General features: G+C 58.8%; 14 protein-coding genes. 8 read left to right on the forward strand and 6 right to left on the reverse strand.

Annotated elements, in window-relative coordinates; all coding sequences use genetic code 11:
* Positions 1 to 61 precede the first annotated feature (61 nt).
* Complete coding sequence (paaX, locus tag J3A71_RS15645) at positions 62 to 985, forward strand: phenylacetic acid degradation operon negative regulatory protein PaaX (protein ID WP_175444007.1); 924 nt, start codon at positions 62 to 64, stop codon at positions 983 to 985.
* An 18-nt stretch (positions 986 to 1,003) separates the two neighbouring features.
* Here paaX and J3A71_RS15650 read toward each other — a convergent pair whose 3' ends face one another.
* Positions 1,004 to 2,659, reverse strand: coding sequence for a mechanosensitive ion channel family protein (locus J3A71_RS15650; RefSeq protein WP_024717490.1), 1,656 nt, complete (start codon positions 2,657 to 2,659; stop codon positions 1,004 to 1,006).
* Between the two features lie 233 nt (positions 2,660 to 2,892).
* On the opposite strand from J3A71_RS15650, the gene J3A71_RS15655 reads away from it, so the two are divergent.
* The 5 genes from J3A71_RS15655 to J3A71_RS15675 all read left to right on the forward strand — a co-directional run bounded on the left by J3A71_RS15655 (position 2,893) and on the right by J3A71_RS15675 (position 8,399).
* Positions 2,893 to 3,237 carry a helix-turn-helix domain-containing protein gene (locus tag J3A71_RS15655; RefSeq protein ID WP_016487142.1) on the forward strand — a complete coding sequence of 115 codons (345 nt, stop codon included), beginning with the start codon at positions 2,893 to 2,895 and terminating at the stop codon, positions 3,235 to 3,237.
* Positions 3,237 to 4,451, forward strand: coding sequence for a type II toxin-antitoxin system HipA family toxin (locus J3A71_RS15660; protein ID WP_102667566.1), 1,215 nt, complete (start codon positions 3,237 to 3,239; stop codon positions 4,449 to 4,451). The genes J3A71_RS15655 and J3A71_RS15660 overlap by 1 nt, the downstream gene beginning before the upstream one ends.
* A 77-nt stretch (positions 4,452 to 4,528) precedes the next feature.
* Complete coding sequence (locus J3A71_RS15665; RefSeq protein ID WP_096426959.1) at positions 4,529 to 5,050, forward strand: RNA polymerase sigma factor; 522 nt, start codon at positions 4,529 to 4,531, stop codon at positions 5,048 to 5,050.
* Complete coding sequence (locus J3A71_RS15670; protein WP_096426069.1) at positions 5,047 to 5,895, forward strand: FecR domain-containing protein; 849 nt, start codon at positions 5,047 to 5,049, stop codon at positions 5,893 to 5,895. Before J3A71_RS15665 ends, J3A71_RS15670 begins: the two co-directional genes overlap by 4 nt.
* A 113-nt stretch (positions 5,896 to 6,008) precedes the next feature.
* Positions 6,009 to 8,399 carry a TonB-dependent receptor gene (locus J3A71_RS15675; protein WP_172901762.1) on the forward strand — a complete coding sequence of 797 codons (2,391 nt, stop codon included), beginning with the start codon at positions 6,009 to 6,011 and terminating at the stop codon, positions 8,397 to 8,399.
* 114 nt (positions 8,400 to 8,513) lie between these two features.
* Here J3A71_RS15675 and rfaD read toward each other — a convergent pair whose 3' ends face one another.
* Positions 8,514 to 9,545 carry an ADP-glyceromanno-heptose 6-epimerase gene (gene rfaD, locus J3A71_RS15680; RefSeq protein ID WP_060517760.1) on the reverse strand — a complete coding sequence of 344 codons (1,032 nt, stop codon included), beginning with the start codon at positions 9,543 to 9,545 and terminating at the stop codon, positions 8,514 to 8,516.
* Between the two features lie 311 nt (positions 9,546 to 9,856).
* Here rfaD and J3A71_RS15685 point away from each other — a divergent pair, with 311 nt between their 5' ends.
* A complete protein-coding gene (locus J3A71_RS15685) occupies positions 9,857 to 10,306 on the forward strand; it encodes a GNAT family N-acetyltransferase (protein ID WP_096426068.1) in 450 nt (149 codons plus the stop codon).
* 139 nt (positions 10,307 to 10,445) lie between these two features.
* On the opposite strand, the gene aceE is transcribed toward J3A71_RS15685, so the two are convergent.
* A complete protein-coding gene (gene aceE / locus J3A71_RS15690; RefSeq protein ID WP_016486884.1) occupies positions 10,446 to 13,115 on the reverse strand; it encodes a pyruvate dehydrogenase (acetyl-transferring), homodimeric type in 2,670 nt (889 codons plus the stop codon).
* 126 nt (positions 13,116 to 13,241) lie between these two features.
* On the opposite strand from aceE, the gene J3A71_RS15695 reads away from it, so the two are divergent.
* On the forward strand, positions 13,242 to 13,694 hold the full coding sequence (locus J3A71_RS15695) for a MarR family transcriptional regulator (RefSeq protein WP_016486883.1): 453 nt from the start codon (positions 13,242 to 13,244) through the stop codon (positions 13,692 to 13,694).
* Here J3A71_RS15695 and J3A71_RS15700 read toward each other — a convergent pair.
* The 3 genes from J3A71_RS15700 to J3A71_RS15710 all read right to left on the reverse strand — a co-directional run bounded on the left by J3A71_RS15700 (position 13,691) and on the right by J3A71_RS15710 (position 16,640).
* Positions 13,691 to 14,761, reverse strand: coding sequence for a pyruvate dehydrogenase (locus J3A71_RS15700; RefSeq protein WP_096426067.1), 1,071 nt, complete (start codon positions 14,759 to 14,761; stop codon positions 13,691 to 13,693). The genes J3A71_RS15695 and J3A71_RS15700 overlap by 4 nt on opposite strands.
* Positions 14,762 to 14,989: 228 nt before the next feature.
* Positions 14,990 to 16,081 (reverse strand): IS5-like element ISPa8 family transposase, encoded by a 1,092-nt coding sequence (locus tag J3A71_RS15705; RefSeq protein ID WP_023446582.1) that lies wholly within the window; start codon positions 16,079 to 16,081, stop codon positions 14,990 to 14,992.
* Positions 16,082 to 16,337: 256 nt separating this feature from the next.
* Positions 16,338 to 16,640 carry a ribbon-helix-helix domain-containing protein gene (locus J3A71_RS15710; protein WP_016486881.1) on the reverse strand — a complete coding sequence of 101 codons (303 nt, stop codon included), beginning with the start codon at positions 16,638 to 16,640 and terminating at the stop codon, positions 16,338 to 16,340.
* Positions 16,641 to 16,710 lie beyond the last annotated feature (70 nt).

A 16,710-nucleotide genomic window follows, 5' to 3' on the forward strand; every position in this document is an offset into this window, starting at 1 on the left:
CATTGGCCAGGCGGCCCGCCGCACAGGTATAGTCGGTGCTTTATCCGCGCACAGTTCGCCCATGAGCAATCTTGCCCCACTGAACCATTTGATCACCCGCTTTCAGGAGCAGACGCCAATCCGCGCCAGCTCGCTGATCATCACGCTGTACGGCGATGCCATCGAGCCTCACGGCGGGACCGTCTGGCTGGGTAGCCTGATCAACCTGCTGGAGCCGATAGGTATCAACGAGCGGTTGATCCGCACGTCGATCTTTCGCCTGACCAAGGAAGGCTGGCTGACCGCCGAAAAAGTCGGCCGGCGCAGCTATTACAGCCTCACCGGCACGGGCCGGCGCCGTTTCGAAAAAGCCTTCAAGCGCGTTTACAGTGCGAGCCTGCCCGCCTGGGACGGCGCCTGGACGCTGGTGTTGCTGTCGCAGCTGGAGGCCAGCAAGCGCAAGGCCGTGCGCGAAGAACTGGAGTGGCAAGGCTACGGCGCCATCGCCCCGAACGTACTCGGCTGCCCGCGCGCTGATCGTGCCGACCTGGCGACCACCTTGCGCGAGCTGGACGCCACTGACGACAGCATCGTCTTCGAAACCCACACCCAGCAAGTACTGGCCTCCAAGGCCATGCGCGCCCAGGTGCGGGAGAGCTGGCGGATCCAGGAACTGGGCGAGCACTACAGCGAATTCATCCGCTTGTTCCGGCCGCTGTGGCAGGCGCTCAAGGAGCAGAAAGAGCTCGATGCCCAGGACTGCTTCCTGGCACGGACCTTGTTGATCCACGAGTACCGCCGGCTGCTGCTGCGTGACCCGCAGTTGCCGGATGAGCTGCTGCCTGGGGACTGGGAAGGCAGGGCTGCTCGCCAGTTGTGCCGTAACCTCTATCGGCTGGTGTGGGACAAGGCCGAAGCGTGGCTGGGGACCGCGCTGGAGACGGCGGATGGGCCGCTGCCGGATGTCAACGAGAGCTTCTACAAGCGGTTTGGTGGTTTGGGCTGAAGCCGGCGATATTCCCTTTCAAGGCTTGCTGGGTGGTTGCGGATGTTCTGGCTTGGCAGGGTCGGCGTACCACTGCTCCCTTGGCACCCACTTGGCCTGCAGCGGGTCGCCGAGGTAGTGGGGCGACATGATCTGCACGCCGTACTCGTTGAAAACGTCCTGGATATTGGCGTGCAGCAGGCTGAGGAGGAGGGCGCGTGGCCTGGGCAGCGACGGAATGGCCTGGGCCACCAGGCGGTACTCCGGATAAAAATCCGACAGCGCCGTCTGGAACACCTGGGGTTCGGGTTTTGCCAGTACGCCATCGGTACGCCGGGCCGCCTCCAGCAACATGGCTTCGACCTGCCGCCACGGCGTGTCGTAGCCGATGGTCACCACCGTATCGACCACATAGCCTGGCCCCTCGACGATGCGTGAGTAGTTTTTCGTCACGGTGCCCGTGATCATGGAATTGGGCAGCGTGAGCACCTCGCCAAGGCCGGTGCGGATGGTGGTGGTGAATATGCCCACCTCGGTCACCGTGCCTTCGTAGTCGCCCACGCGCACGAACTCACCGGCGCGCAGCGTCCTTGTATAGGTGAGAATCAGCCCGGCCGCAGCCTGGCCGACGACACTGGTGGCCCCGAGCGAGATCATCAGCCCGAGCAGTACCGACAGGCCCTTGAACGCATCGGTACCTGAGCCAGGCAGGTACGGGTAGGCCATCACCAGGGCGAACAGCCAGATCGCCAATGACGTCAGCCGCATGGTGGGCTGCAGGGTTTCTTCGGTAAGCCACTTCAACGTGCCCGGCCGTGCCATGCGCCGCAGCACCCGTTTGGAAAACGCGCTGATACCGCGGGCAATGAAGAAAATCGACAGGGCAACGGCAAGCCCAGGGATGGCGTGAAGGATACCGCTGACCAGGTAGCCGAGCAGCGCCATCAGGTAGACATTCAGGCTTTCACCCCACGCCCGGGTATAGGGGAACTGCGACAGTACGAAGCCCAGCCATTGGTAGCAGAGCAATAGCAGCACCAGCCAGTACACCAGCCACAGCGAACGATCGGCCAGGTAGTAGAGGTTCTGCAGGTCGAACAGGGGTGTTTGACCCACCCTGAAACGCTCGGAGTGCTTGCCCATCAGTCTGGGCAACAGCCCCAAAAGCTTGCGCCGCACACCTCGCGCGCCCTTGGCCAGAAGCATGAACAGCAAGGTGGCCGCCGCCGAATAGCCGACAGCATTGAGCAGAAAGCGCACGCTGCGCGCCTGGCGTGTTTCCTCGACCACCAGGCGCAGGTTCTCTGCGGCCAGCTCGGCGGCTTCGCGCGCGGTGATATCGTTGGCGGCGGCGTCCTGCGGTGTGACGATGAACGCGCGGCGATCGCCCAGCAGTACCAGGTAACTGTTCAGGATAGAGTCGATTCTAATGCCCTGGTCATCTTCATCCTGCAACGCCTCTTCAATGGCCGACTTGGCCCGAAGGGCTCGAACCTGTGGTGTTTCACCCAGCAAGGTGGCACGAAAGACAAATACCGTGCGGTTGATGATTTGCAGCGCTGCAGGTTCAGGCGTTGCAGCACCGGCTGGCGTCGCTGAAGGCTCCAGGCCCTCTGCATGTAGGAGGGTTGAGCACAGCATCTGTAGCGCCAGAGCCAGCCAACACGCTTGCCTGCATCCACGCATGATCCTCATGCTTCGCTCCCCTGCGACCCGAGGTTGGGCTGCTTCCAGCATAGTCGGGTTTCTGGCCTGCCCAGCATCGCGTACACGGGTAACCAGGCCGTAAATACCCAAATATAAGGTTAACCATAACGATCTTTATGACACTTAAGGCTTATGGTGGTGCGTGTTATCTTTATCGTGAAAACCTTTAAAGCGTGCTATGGTTTACCTTATACAACTTAATATTAGTGCTGGTTGACTTTATGGATGACTTTTTTCCCGTCGCCTGCGCCGATACCCTTAATAAAATAGGGCTTCTGGTCAAGGCAAAGCGTTTGTCGCTCGGTTTACGCCAAACAGACCTCACGGTAGCAATCGGCGTCTCCGCGCATAACCTTCGCAAGATCGAAGGCGGCTCCGCGCGCGTGGACCTGCGTTCGTTCATGCTGGTGTTATGGCGCCTGGGTATCAGCGACACGGTCTTCGCCTCGCTGGAAGGCATTGAAAAAACCTCCCAGATCACCCGTTTCAGTGATGACGACGATGCCCACCAGCGCCTCGCATCCCGCCGCGTGCGGCTGGCAAAACCCAAGCCTGAGGAATTCTGATGTCCCGTGCCTACATCTATATGGAGCACCCCGACACAGCTGAGGTCATCACCCTTGGCCGGCTGACCCTAAAAGGCAAGGTCGGTGAGTTCCTCTATGCGCCTGACCATGTGGCGCGAGGTGGCTGGGTACCCGACCCGATCAATTACCCCCTGCGTGCCGAGCCCTATACAGGGATCGCCAAGAACCGCGGCATACCCGGCTTCATCAATGACGCCATGCCTGATGGCTGGGGTGAGCGGCTGCTGCATCGGGCGTACGGCCAGGAACTGGGCACGCTCGATTTCTTGCTTAAGTCACCGAACAACGACCGCGTCGGGAACCTGATGGCCGGCGGCGCAACCACGCCCGCACCTGGCCTGGGCGAGGGTGCGGTACCCACCTTGAAAGGCCTGGCGAAATTCGTCGCCGCGTGCGAAGCGGTGTACGACGGCCAGCTCGACGCCGAGTCGGTGGCAACCCTCAACGTACGCCAGCAGCGTTCCGCCCTGGGCGGCGCGCGCCCAAAACGTACGCTGCAGGACAACGGTATGCTGATTCTGGCCAAGCCCCGTGAGCGCTTCGATCACTACGACCTGCCCTCGATCGAATATGCCTGCATGACCTTTGCAGCAGGGCAAGGCTTGAACGTCGCAAAAACCGCGTTGCATGCCGAAAACCCTTCAACCTTGCTGATCGAGCGCTTCGACCGCACGCCGATTGCACAGGGCGCCCGGCGCATTCCCATGCTCAGCGCATTGACCCTGCTGAACTCGGAATGGAACGGCGCACACCACCGGGATTGGCGCTACGCCGCAGTAGCCGATGAAATGCGCCGGCGGGGTGTGCCCGACGCTGATCTGCAGGAGCTGTTCAAGCGCATGTGCTACAACGCCCTGGTGGGGAACTCTGACGACCATCCACGCAACCATGCGGTGATCTGGGTGGCCGGCGGGTGGCGTCTGTCACCGATGTACGACGTACTGCCGATGCTCGAGGAAGGGCCGGCCCAGACCTTGGCCATGGCTGTTGGCCGTGAAGGCCGCCAGATCAGCCGCGCAAACCTGCTCAGTCACCACGCTCACTTTGCCTTGACGCGGGAGCAGGCCGAGCAGCTACTGGAAGAAGTGGCGGGGTGGGAGCAGGCGTTGAAGGCGCATTACCAGCAGTTGCTTGCGGGGGAAGATTTGCGCATGGCGTGTGAGGCGGCGAGTGCGGTGCGGATGCTCAGCTGAGCGAGCGTCTTTCGCTTTTAAATGACATGCATTCCCATTTATACTTGCATCTCATTTCCTCTCTGTTCAACGCTATCGTGCAGGCAGATCCTCCAAAGCCATCATTGCTCGCCACCCTGATCCGTCATTACGACGACTTGGTCGACCATGTGCGCCGGCGCTTCGGTGAACGGGTCTTCGCGCGTGAAGTCGTTCATGACCTTTGCGTGCAGTTGCTGGAGGATGACGAGCGAGAAGGGGTGCGGCAGCCCTTGGCGCTGTTACGCAAGATCGCCCATGACAATGCGGTTTCGCATTGTCGTCGCGAGCGCCGGCGGGGCAACGTGATCATCACACTGGCCGAGCTCCCTGAAGTAGCCTGCAGTGCAGCACCACAGGAGCGCCAGGTCGATGCCGCGAAGACACTGGACAAGCTGGTTGCCGCCATTTCCCGATTGCCTCCTCGCTGCCAGGCAGTATTCATCATGCACAAGTTGCACCAGATACCGCAGGCCGAGGTCGCAGAGCGCCTGGGCATTTCCCTGAAAACGGTAGAAAAGCATTTGCGCCTTGGTATGATCGCTTGCCGTGAATATCTGCAAAGCGAGGGGGCACCGTGAGCCGTCTACGCGATAAAGACGATGCCGCAGTCGATGATGCGCTGGCCACGTGTCGCGAGGACTTGAAGCTGCGTTTCCCTCTACCCAGCCCGCCACCTGCCAGAAAACCTCGCAAAAGCACCAAGGCAGTCTCGTTGCTGGTGTTGGCCCTGGTGGCAGGTGCTGTGTGGCAGAACCCTGCGTACCGCAACGAGCACTATGTCACCCAGGTGGGGCAACGCCAGTCGGTGCAGTTGGCCGATGGCAGCCAGATCAAGCTGGACGGTGGCAGCGAGGTGCGCGTGAGCTGGCATTTGCGTAGTCGGAACATTGAGTTGGTACGGGGCCAGGCACTGTTCGCCGTTTCGCCCATGCTGTATCGGCCGTTTCTGGTCGATGCAGGCACTGCCGCTATACGTGTGGTCGGCACCCGATTCAACGTCAATAGATACTCGGATGATGTCCGGGTGACTGTTGCCCAAGGCCAGGTGGAAGTCAAAGGGCGCGCCTTGGACCGTACCTCGCAGCTGCTGGCCGGGCAGCAGTTGCTCGTCCACAACGGCATCCCCGCTGACGTGGTCAAGAGCAGTGTCGAAGACGCGATTGCATGGCAGCAAAGCCGATGGGTGTTCGAAGGCACACCACTGGTTGAGGTCGTTGCCGCACTGCAACGTTACTACGCCCAGCCGGTCGAGCTGGTGGGGCCTGAAGTAGGGCGCTTGCCGGTTTCAGGTGTTTTCAACAGCGACCAAGCCGAAACCTTGCTGGCGCTGCTGCCTGAAATTCTTCCGGTAAAGGTCACCAGGGAAGGCGCAAACCTGCGCATTCACCCCAAAGGGGCAAAAAATAATTCGCCAACGAGGTAGGGTTGCGACCGCTGGGAGGCGGCTATCACTTTGTACCCATCTCTTGGAGAATAAAAGTGAGTCAGCTCTTCCTGCGTGCACCTTGGCACGTATCGGTCTTGACCAGCACCCTGATGGCCAGCCAATGGTCGCACGCACAAGCGTTGGTGGTGGTTGAATTCAATGTTCCCGCATCAACACTGGAGCGCTCATTGAATGCCGTGGCTCGCCAGGCGGGCGCCCAGGTGCTGTTTTCCAGTGAACTGACTGCGGGGAAGCAGGCGCCGGCGCTGCAAGGGCGTTACACACTGGAGCAGGCGCTGGAGCATGTGCTTGAGCACAGCGGGCTGGTCGGCAAGGCGCGTGACGAGCGTACCTTCATTGTTGTGCCGCCAAACGATGCCATGATGGGCAGGGGGCTGGCTTCAACCAGCAGTACGGTGGAGCTGGCCAACGTGGAGATCACGTCCTCTCGGCTTTCCAGCAACGTGGTAGCGCAGGCTCGCCAGGTAAATGTCATCGAGCGAGAGCAACTGAAGCAACTGCGCCAAGGCTCTGATGGTTTGGCGACGTTACTGGCCAAGAGCATCCCGGGGATGGCCGATTCAAGCCGAACCATCACCGATTATGGGCAAACCCTGCGTGGACGTACGATGCTGGTCCTGGTCGATGGCGTGCCCCTGAACACCAACCGTGACTCCTCGCGTAACCTGGCCAACATCGACCCGGCATTGATCGAGCGCATCGAGGTGATTCGCGGCAGCAGTGCTATCTACGGCGCCGGTGCAACGGGCGGGATCATCTCTATCACCACGCGGCCAGCCGGCGGTGAAGCAATGGCCGAAACTACGTTGACCGGCGTGTCGCCCTTGAGCCAGATGGACAGCGATGGCCTGGGAGGGCAGTTACAGCACCATGTTGCCGGCTCACAAGGGGCCTTGGATTACGCGCTTGATTTCGGTGCACGCCATATCGGCGCCTCTTACGACGCCAAAGGGCATCGTATTGCGCCCGAGCCGAGCCAAGGCGACCTGTTTGATTCCAACACTTACAACATTGGCGGCAAATTCGGCTGGCGCATTGATGAGCAACAGCGCGTTCAGCTTTCGCTTAGCCACTACACCGCCGAGCAGGACAGTGACTATACCGCCGACCCCTCGGTCAGCCGGTTGCCGCCGGGTTCAGTCCCTGCGCAACCGTTGTCCGGGTTGTCACTCGACGAGCAAAACCAGATCAAGAACACATTAGTGAACCTTCAGTATGCCCACACAGAGGTGCTCGGAGGCACACTCGACACCCAGTTTTACTATCGCGACTATTTCACCCGCTTCACACCATTCGATGCGCGAGGCGTGGCCACCCGCGGGCGCAATGTCGATCAAGTCATGCAAAACAGTGAAGTCTTTGGTAGCCGCATCACGCTGCGAACCCCGTTAGGCGGCTCGGATATCGAGGTGTTATGGGGTGGCGACTTCAACCAGGAGCGCAGCGACATGCCCATCGATATCTTCGACCCGCAGGAATTCGATGCGAGCGGTGGGGCGGTGTTCAACAAGATCGGCAAGTTGACGTACATGCCAGACCTGACGTCCCGCAGCGTAGGCGCATTTGCACAGTTGCAGCACCGCTTCACCGAGCAGTGGTCAATGGAGGGCGGCGTGCGTTATGAATATGCCACTGCTAAATACGGGGACTTCGTGCCGCTGTCCGAATCGACTGCAGCGAGCCCAGCCACGGTGGAAGGCGGCAAGGTGCATTACGATGCGCTGCTTTCCAATATCAGCCTGACTTACTCGCCGGTCAGCGGACAGGCGATATATGCCGCCTTCAGCCAAGGCTTCCAACTGCCCGACATTGGCGTGCAATTGCGTAATGCGCGGCGGGACTTCGAGGTCGGATCTTCCAATCTGGAACCGGTCAAGACCAACAACTACGAACTCGGCTGGCGCGGCGACCTGGGCGAGCAGACCCTGGCATCGCTGGCCATTTTCTATACCACTTCCAAATTGGGGGATGTGCAAAGCTTCAACAATGGCCTGATCCTCACGCGCACCCAGGAACGGATCTACGGTGTTGAGGGCAGTGCCGACTGGCTGACCCGCCACGAGCATTGGGGGGCAGGGGGGAGCTTCACCTGGATGAAAGGGCGCGAGCAACCGGACGGAGGCGATTGGCAAGACATGACGGGCTACCGTATTCCACCGCTGAAGCTGACGGCTTATCTTCAATACAAACCTGACGAAGACTGGACCCACCGCGTGCAGGCGACTTACTTTGGCGCAGAGGACTACCGCCTCAATGGCGTAGAGAGTTTTGGCAGACGCAGGGTGGAGGGTTACACCACGGTGGACGTCATCAGCCAGTACCAACTGAGTGAAGGGGATCAGATCAGCGTAGGCGTACAGAACCTGTTCAATCGGTACTATTATCCGCTCTATAGCCAGCTGATGCGGAACAGCAACAACACCAGCCACTTGCCAGCGCCCGGTGCCGTAATCACAGCGAGTTATACCCACCGATGGTGATCTTGCAGGCCATGTTCAGCACGGTCTGAATATAACTAAACTAAATGAACATTTAGCGTAGTTATATTCAGAAGCAACCAAAGAGGCAGGTGGCGAGGTGAATAAAAAGGCGCATCAAGCAGCCGTCGCCTGCCTGGCTAGGTCAAGTGCCGGGGCCTGAGTGCCTTGCAACCTGTCACAGTAAAGGCCCACACCTTGTTCGACGGTCAATGTCGCCGCCTCGTAGCCTGCAGCGCGCAAGCGTTCCAGATCGGCACAGGTGTAACACTGGTACTTGCCACGCAAATGCTCAGGGAATTCGCCGTATTCCAGAATGCCTTCCAGCAAGGCGATCTCCAAGGACAATGGGGGTTGATGCTGGTACCCGCGCAGCCGATTGATCACCGTCAGGGCGACGTCATTAAACGACTGGGCGCGCCCGCTACCGACATTGAAGATACCGCTCAACTGTGGGTGATCAAGGAAGAACATGTTGACCTTGACCACATCATCCACCGCAACGAAATCACGCAGATGGCCACCGCTGGGATAGTCCCCATAACTGCCGAACAGGCTGACTTTTCCATGGGACTGATACTGATTGAAGCAATGCAGGGCGACTGACGCCATCGCACCTTTGTGCTGTTCATGTGGGCCATACACGTTGAAATAACGCAACCCGACGACCTGGCTGCGCGCTGTCATCAAATGCCGGCGTACCTGTTGATCGAACAGGTACTTGGAATAGCCATAGACGTTTAGCGGGCGCTCACACTCACGTTGTTCGCGAAAATCCTGCCCGGCGCCATAGACCGCTGCCGATGATGCATATAAAAGCGGGACCTGTTGCTGCTGAGCAGACGCCAGCAACTCACGGCTGAACCGGTAGTTGTTGTCCATCATGAAACGACCATCAGCCTCGACGGTGCTTGAACACGCGCCTTGGTGCAGCACAGCACGCACCTTGCCAAACTCACCGCGAGCAAAGCGATCGAGAAAATCGTCTTTGTCCAGGTAATCGGCAATTTCACTGTCGGCCAGGTTACGGAATTTGTCGCCATCGGTCAGGTCGTCGACGGCGATGATGTCGGTTTCGTTGCGCTGGTTGAGCGCTTGAACGAGATTGCTGCCGATGAATCCTGCAGCACCGGTTACGATGATGGTCATGCCAGATTCCCCGTGAGGGTGCGGAGCCCGCATTTTAACCAAGGCGACTTGAACCAACCTTAACCTGGATCAACGGAAGGACCGGTTTCGATGAATCAGGGATTTGTGCAGCTCAACATCTGGGCACTCACGGCGCAGTGACGAAATACGAATGTTCGGATAATGCATATTATGTTAAATCACTCATACCTCATTGATGCGTGTGCCTTATTGCTCCACTGACGGTGCAGCAAGCCTTTATCAGTAAGCGTCCGGGAAAGGCACATTGCGATGCGCTAAGCTGTAATCCATTTCAGGATTGAGGTCTCAGCATGAAATGCCACGTTCGTCCCGCTACGAGCAGAGATGCCGCAGCAATAAGCCGCGTAGTTATAGCCGCCCTGCGTGAGTCAAATTCAAAGGACTATCCACCTGACGTGATCGGTCAGGTTGAGCAGAGCTTTTCTCCTGAAGCCATCACCACGCAGCTTACGAAGCGTAGGGTCTTCGTTGCCTTATTGGGCGAAAACATTATTGGCACTGCCGGTCTCGACGGTGATGTCGTCAGAAGTGTTTTTGTTGACCCAGCTCACCAGAAAGGCGGTATCGGGCGGCACTTGATGGATGTAATTCATACAACTGCTGCCAGCGCCGGAATTGAAGCTGTACGTGTGCCATCGTCGATTACAGCTGAAAAGTTTTATACCGCGTTGGGTTATCAGAAAATCCGCGACGCGGTTCATGTGGCGGAGCGCACCATCATAATGGAGAAGCGGCTGTAAGATTAGCCCAGGCTATTTAACCGTTTCGGTTTTGCCTAGGAAATACGGGGGTTTGGGGCTTTCCACTCAATTCGCTATCACATCTTCGTTAAAAAACTAGACAAGGAGCTGATGCCAATCACCTCCTTGTCCGCTCGGATCAGACGCTGATTGGATCTACCTTCTCACCATCAATCTGCATCTCAGCTAGCGCTTTAGCCACGACATCACGACCAAGCACACCGTCGTCGGCCAGGGCCTTCAATGCAGCCAACACGACGAACTGCCGATCAACTTCAAAATGTCGACGCAGCGCCTCGCGGGTATCTGATTGTCCGAAGCCATCGGTGCCCAGTGCGACGAAGCGGCGATTTCCGACCCAGGGGCGGATTTGGTCGGCGTGGATTTTCATATAGTCGGTGGAGACCACTACCGGCCCAGCGTGACCGTCCAGCAATTGGGTCAGGTAAGGAACTTTCGGATCTTCCATGGGGTGCAGAAGATTCCAACGCTCAACCTGCTGTGCCTCACGACGCACTTCGGTCAGGCTGGTGGCACTCCAGACTTCGCTGCTCACGCCATAATCACGCTCCAGGATCTGCGCAGCGGCGATGACCTCCGGCAAGAGAGCACCGCTGCCCATGAGCTGGACATGCAGATCTTTCTTGACCTCTCGCTCAAGTGGCAGTCGATACAGCCCTTTGAGAATCCCCTCCTCCACACCTTCCGGCATGTCGGGATGAGGGTAGTTCTCGTTGAGTACGGTGATGTAGTAATAGATGTCTTCTTGCTCGACATACATGCGGCGCATGCCGTCATGCACGATCACAGCCAGCTCGTAGGCGTATGTCGGGTCGTAGGAAATACAGCACGGCACAGTAGCCGACATCACATGGCTGTGGCCATCGTCGTGTTGAAGGCCCTCGCCCATCAGCGTGGTGCGCCCTGAAGTTGCACCAAGCAAGAAACCTCGTGCACGGGCATCGCCGGCCGCCCACAGCAAGTCGCCCACGCGCTGGAAGCCGAACATCGAGTAGAAGATATAGAACGGTAGGGTCATCACACCGTGGTTGGCGTACGAGGTACTAGCCGCTATCCAGGATGAAGTGGCACCGGATTCGTTCAAGCCCTCCTGCATGATCTGCCCGTCCGCACTCTCCTTGTAGTAGGACAACGTGCCGGCATCCTGAGGTATGTAGAGCTGACCGACATGAGAGTGGATACCAATCTGCCGGAACAGACTCTCCATACCGAAGGTGCGTGATTCGTCGGGCACGATGGGGACGACTAGCTTGCCGATGTTCGGATCTTTCAGCAGCGTGCTGAGGATCCGCACGAACGCCATGGTCGTTGAAATGGAACGGTCGCCGGTGCCTTTGAGCTGTCCTTCTAATGCGGACAGCGGCGGAATCTGCAACGACTCAACCTGTGCATAACGAGCCGGAACATAACCACCCAAACTTTCGCGGCGCCCTTTCAGATACCGCGCTTCCGCACTTGCTTCGTCGGGCCGCAAGTAGGGCAACTCGCCGAGCTGATCGTCACTCAACGCCAGGCCGAAGCGATCACTGAAGGCTTTCACTGCCTCTGCGCCCATCTTCTTGAGTTGATGATTGATGTTCTGCCCTTCACCCGCTTCACCCATCCCGAAGCCTTTGACCGTTTTGGCCAGGATGACAGTGGGACGACCCTTTTGGCGGGTTGCTGCTGCGTAAGCGTTATAGACCTTGACTGGATCATGGCCACCACGTGCAAGCTTCCAGATCTGCTCGTCGCTGATGTCGCTGACCAGGTCCAGCAGCTCCGGGTACTTGCCGAAAAAGTGCTCACGCACATAAGCACCGTTCTGGGACTTGTAGGTCTGATACTCACCGTCGACGCACTCCATCATGCGCTGACGAAGCAGCCCGGTCTTGTCCTTGGCCAGCAAGGCGTCCCAGCCACTTCCCCAGATCACCTTGATGACGTTCCATCCAGCGGCGCGATAAAGGCTCTCAAACTCCTGGATCACCTTTCCGTTACCGCGAACAGGCCCATCCAGACGCTGCAGGTTGCAGTTGACCACGAAGATAATGTTGTCGAGCTTCTCCCGCCCGGCCAGGGAGATCGCCGCCAGCGATTCGGGTTGATCCATCTCGCCATCGCCCAGGAACGCCCAGACTTTACGGCCCTGATGTTCCTTCAGTCCACGGTTTTCAAGGTATCGCATAAAGCGCGCCTGATAGGCGGCCGTAATGGGCCCCAGGCCCATAGAGACCGTGGGGAACTGCCAGAACTCTGGCATCAGGCGCGGATGAGGGTAAGAAGAGACGCCGTCACGATCAGTTTCACGACGGAAGTTGTCCAGCTGTTCTTCGGTCAGCCGGCCCTCGGTGTAAGCACGGCCATAAATGCCGGGCGCCGAATGCCCCTGGATGTACACCATATCGCCCGCGAAGCGCTCGGTACGCCCTCGGAAGAAATGGTCAAAGCCAACGTCGTAGAGTACCGCCGCCGAGGCATAGGTCGCGATGTGCCCACCCACGCCTGAATGCTTGCCTGCGCGGAGCACCATGGTGAGTGCGTTCCAGCGGATATAGGCATTGAGGCGCTTCTCAATGTCGAGATCTCCCGGGTAGGGCAACTCGCGCTCCGGTGCAATGCTATTCACGTAAGGCGTGGTCACTCGACCATGGAAATCTCCGTGTACAGAAACGTCAAAGTCGAGAAGCTGGTCGATCAGGAAGTGCGCCCGGGGCCGCCCCTCCACTTCAACGACCGAAGCAATCGAGTCAATCCATTCGCGGGTCTCTTGTGGATCTTCATCGCGAAGCGGGTAGCTGTGCGCCATCGATAACTCTCCTTGTGTGGCTCGGCTGGTCGTTGTTCAACCAGCACCTTGTTGCATTTGCAATTGAATCTATCGTCAATCGAGCTATGATTGCAACTGCAATAACAACCTCGTTCTGGAGACGTCATGACCACCCCCACGCCAGACCTCTGGTACAACTTCATTCGTGCGCATCGCTGCCTCATCCGGGAAATCGAACGTCGCCTGGCTGAAGAGAACCTGCCGCCCTATGCCTGGTACGACGCGCTGTGGGGAATCGAAAGTGGGGAGGATGGTGCCCGTCGCATGCATGAACTGGCCGACGTGATGGCCATCGAGCGTTACAACCTTACCCGCCTGGTTGATCGCCTGGAAAAGGATGGACTGGTAGTGCGGAAAAAAGCGGCAGATGACGGCCGAGGTGCGATCGCTCGCATCACCGACAGCGGTCGCGATCTTCGCAAGCGGATGTGGACGGTTTACAAACAGTCCGTCGAGGAGCTTTTTCTGGCGGAGTTCAGTGATGAGCAACAGAGGTCGTTTGCGCTAGCCCTGGAAAGTGCGAGCCGTAACGCCCGCACTAACAGGCGTGCTAATTAGTCCAGTCGGTAACGCCTGACTGCCCCGCTTACCCAAGAACTGTCGGCTACGCCCCGGCGAACCAAGGCGCGCAGTGCGGTCAACACTACCCAATGACGATTGAGGCGTTGGCTAGGCTCCAGGCTATCCGCACCCAAAGCCGTGAACGGCGCAGTGACATGTGCAGCAAGTTGCGCAGCCACGAATTCATCGTACCCCGTCACCGCGATGACAGGCGTGTCTGCCGTGCCAAGACAGAGTTGAAGATGGCAGTTGGGCAGGTTCTCTTCTCTACGCAACCGTTGAAGACGAGCTCGCCTTTCTGCGTCCCGGGCAAGTCTGGTATAGCTCGGGCAACTCCATACCTCGGCTTTGATCCCCCACTCCGCTCGCAGCAGCTCGGCGGCTGCACATACCTCGCTAAGCATCGACCCAGCACCTAGCAGCCGAACAGATACTTCTTCGTCGACACCCTCAGACAAACGATACATTCCCAGGTAAGCCTGCGAGCGATCACATACCCGCCCTTCCCCTGGTTCGTCATGCAAAGTCATGTAGCAAAAACCAGGAGCTCCCTCCACGTACAACGCTTGCAACGCCCCAATACAAATAGCTTTGACTTCATCTCCACACGCGGGGTCGAAAGGTATGCATCGGCGATTGGATGCCAACCACAAGGGTAACCAGGGATGCGCTCCTTTCGCCCAACGGGACTGCGAAGACTCGATGTCGTTGAGGATGATGCCTCGCTCAGCAACCTGGGCGGTTAGCATCGACATTTGGGCGGATGTCGGTGACTGAGTCATGTAAAACAGCGGGCGCTCGGCGGCACGTGACTGCTCGCTAAACCAAAGGGGCCAGGCGCTGATCGCCGTGGTGCTCAACTGCTCGCTTATCCGATCATTGATCAAACCAAACTGCCCGCGGGTGCTGGAGCCGGTCTCAAGTCGCTTGAGAATATCGACAGCAGTTCCCAGGGGTGAGCCCGGCGCCCCTTCCCTTTCTTTGTAGCCTCGTTCGATGTGGCGAATGCAGGCCTGTGCGGCCGATATGGTGTCAGGGGTACGCTGTAAGCGAAGGTTGTCCATCCATGAAACTCCTCATGCGGTGTGCAATAGGGATAATCCAAGCTAGTTGCAAATGCAACCAGAAAGGATGGATCCTATGAGCTAGCAGCCTGTTGAAATTCGCCGCGATGATTACATCCACTGCTTCTGGCAGCAGCGGTCGCGCTCGTTTACTTCCCGTTTAGGGCGCCAATCGATGGAAATAGCCCGATTTGGCGTGCTCCAGGCGCACTTTCCCCGTCAACGCGCTCATGCCATTGAGCCTGTAGCCAGCAGCTTCGGCAGGCGCACCAGGTTGCTTGCCGCCATGGCCAGCTGGAACAGCGCGTCGACACGCTCAAGTCCGCGTTGCTTCACCTGGCGCAGCCCGGCCGCCGCCTTGAGCCAGCCGAAGTGGGTTTCGATCCAGGCGCGAATCTTCAGGCTCAGACCATAGCCGGCGTGGCGCGTGGTACGGCCATCGATGGCGCTGCGCCGACCATTGGTGTTCTGCGCAACATGGGGTGTCACGCCGAGGGCACGACAGGCGGCCACGAAGTCTGCCGTGTCGTAAGCCTTGTCCGCGGCCAAGGTGCGTCGACGGCGACCACCCAGCTTGCTCAGCATCGCCAGCGCGGCTTCGCGTTCGCCATGGCCACCGGCCAGAGTCACATGAGCATTGCGCACCAGGCCACTGCGGTGTTCCATCAGTACATGCCCCATGTAACTCAGCTGCGCGCCGGTGTTGTGGCTCTTGCGGTACAGCCGGGCATCCGGATCGCTGGTCGAGGCGTGGGTGTCGTTGCTGCGCTTGTGCCCCTTGAAGTCTGGCTGGGCATTGCGCGGGCCGGGGCCCGGGTCGTCTGGCGTATCGTCCTTGGGACGGAAACTCTTCTGAGAGGCCCAGGCTTGCAGCAATGTGCCGTCGACCGAGAAGTGCTCATCCGAGATCAGCCCCTGCTTCTCCGCCAGGCGTACCACCTCGTTCAGAAATTCGGTGGCCACGGCCTGGGCATTGAGGCGGTCACGATTCTTCGAGAAGACCGAGTGATCCCACACCGGATCATCAATGGCCAGGCCGACGAACCAGCGGAACAGCAGGTTGTAGCCCAGCTGTTCCATCAGCATCCGCTCGCTGCGCAGCGAGTAGAACAACTGCAGCAACTGCGCCCGCATCAGCTTCTCGGGGGCGATCGAGGCGCGGCCGGTGTCGGCATACAAGGTGTCGAACAGGGCGCTCATCCGCTGCAGAGCGGTGTCTGCCAGCTTGCGGATGGCGCGCAGGGGGTGAGTCGCTGGCACGAAGTCATCGAGCTTGGCGACAGTGAACAAGGATTCCTGAGTGATATCGGCGCCACGCATGGAAATCGGGGTTCCCGGCAGATTGGAGCCGATATCGTAAACCTTACACGGCAAAGTCAGACAGGCCGTAGGCGAATTTCAACAGGCTGCTAGGCCTGAATTGAGGAACCAAGAATGAGGGCGAAGAAAACGGCGCCCGAAGACGCCGTTGCGGATAGGTAGATCAGCCTACCGATTTCAATATCAGTTTATGTGCTGTGGCCATTCGGTTACCGGCGATGGAAACATGGCAGCACAGCTCCACAGGGCAACAGGCTTACCCCGCTGCGATTGACAGTGGCACCACCCTATTGGTCACCTGCCTTTGGCTGAGGTAGCGGGTGCAGCTTACCCTCAGGAACGAGGCAAAATTCACCACTTCTCCGCGGTAGTCCATGACCTCCTCGTACAGCTTGGCGATGAGCTGATTGGTGCTGACACTGTCCGCTGCAGCAATCTCGGTCAGGATGTCCCAGAACTGGTTTTCCAGACGCAGGGTGGTGACCACGCCCCGGATGCGCAAGGAGCGCGAGCGCGATTCATAAAGGATCGGGTCTGCCTTCACATACAGCTCACACATGGTGCCTCCGCTGGCTTTACCTGGCTAAGTCACGTCGAGGGCATACGCCCACGCCTGAAGGTACCGCCCC

The sequence above is a fragment of the Pseudomonas sp. PvP089 genome (genome assembly GCF_017875165.1).
Taxonomy (GTDB): Bacteria; Pseudomonadota; Gammaproteobacteria; order Pseudomonadales; family Pseudomonadaceae; genus Aquipseudomonas; species Aquipseudomonas fortuita.

What these genes read in the sequence shown, in the direction of transcription:
- J3A71_RS15685 (WP_096426068.1), top strand. Translation starts at nt 9,857, where the DNA reads ATGAAATGCCACGTTCGTCCCGCTACGAGCAGAGATGCCGCAGCAATA.
- J3A71_RS15700 (WP_096426067.1), bottom strand. Translation starts at nt 14,761, where the DNA reads ATGGACAACCTTCGCTTACAGCGTACCCCTGACACCATATCGGCCGCA.
- J3A71_RS15695 (WP_016486883.1), top strand. Translation starts at nt 13,242, where the DNA reads ATGACCACCCCCACGCCAGACCTCTGGTACAACTTCATTCGTGCGCAT.
- J3A71_RS15660 (WP_102667566.1), top strand. Translation starts at nt 3,237, where the DNA reads ATGTCCCGTGCCTACATCTATATGGAGCACCCCGACACAGCTGAGGTC.
- J3A71_RS15705 (WP_023446582.1), bottom strand. Translation starts at nt 16,081, where the DNA reads ATGCGTGGCGCCGATATCACTCAGGAATCCTTGTTCACTGTCGCCAAG.
- J3A71_RS15655 (WP_016487142.1), top strand. Translation starts at nt 2,893, where the DNA reads ATGGATGACTTTTTTCCCGTCGCCTGCGCCGATACCCTTAATAAAATA.
- J3A71_RS15710 (WP_016486881.1), bottom strand. Translation starts at nt 16,640, where the DNA reads ATGTGTGAGCTGTATGTGAAGGCAGACCCGATCCTTTATGAATCGCGC.
- J3A71_RS15650 (WP_024717490.1), bottom strand. Translation starts at nt 2,659, where the DNA reads ATGAGGATCATGCGTGGATGCAGGCAAGCGTGTTGGCTGGCTCTGGCG.
- rfaD (WP_060517760.1), bottom strand. Translation starts at nt 9,545, where the DNA reads ATGACCATCATCGTAACCGGTGCTGCAGGATTCATCGGCAGCAATCTC.
- paaX (WP_175444007.1), top strand. Translation starts at nt 62, where the DNA reads ATGAGCAATCTTGCCCCACTGAACCATTTGATCACCCGCTTTCAGGAG.
- J3A71_RS15675 (WP_172901762.1), top strand. Translation starts at nt 6,009, where the DNA reads ATGGCCAGCCAATGGTCGCACGCACAAGCGTTGGTGGTGGTTGAATTC.
- aceE (WP_016486884.1), bottom strand. Translation starts at nt 13,115, where the DNA reads ATGGCGCACAGCTACCCGCTTCGCGATGAAGATCCACAAGAGACCCGC.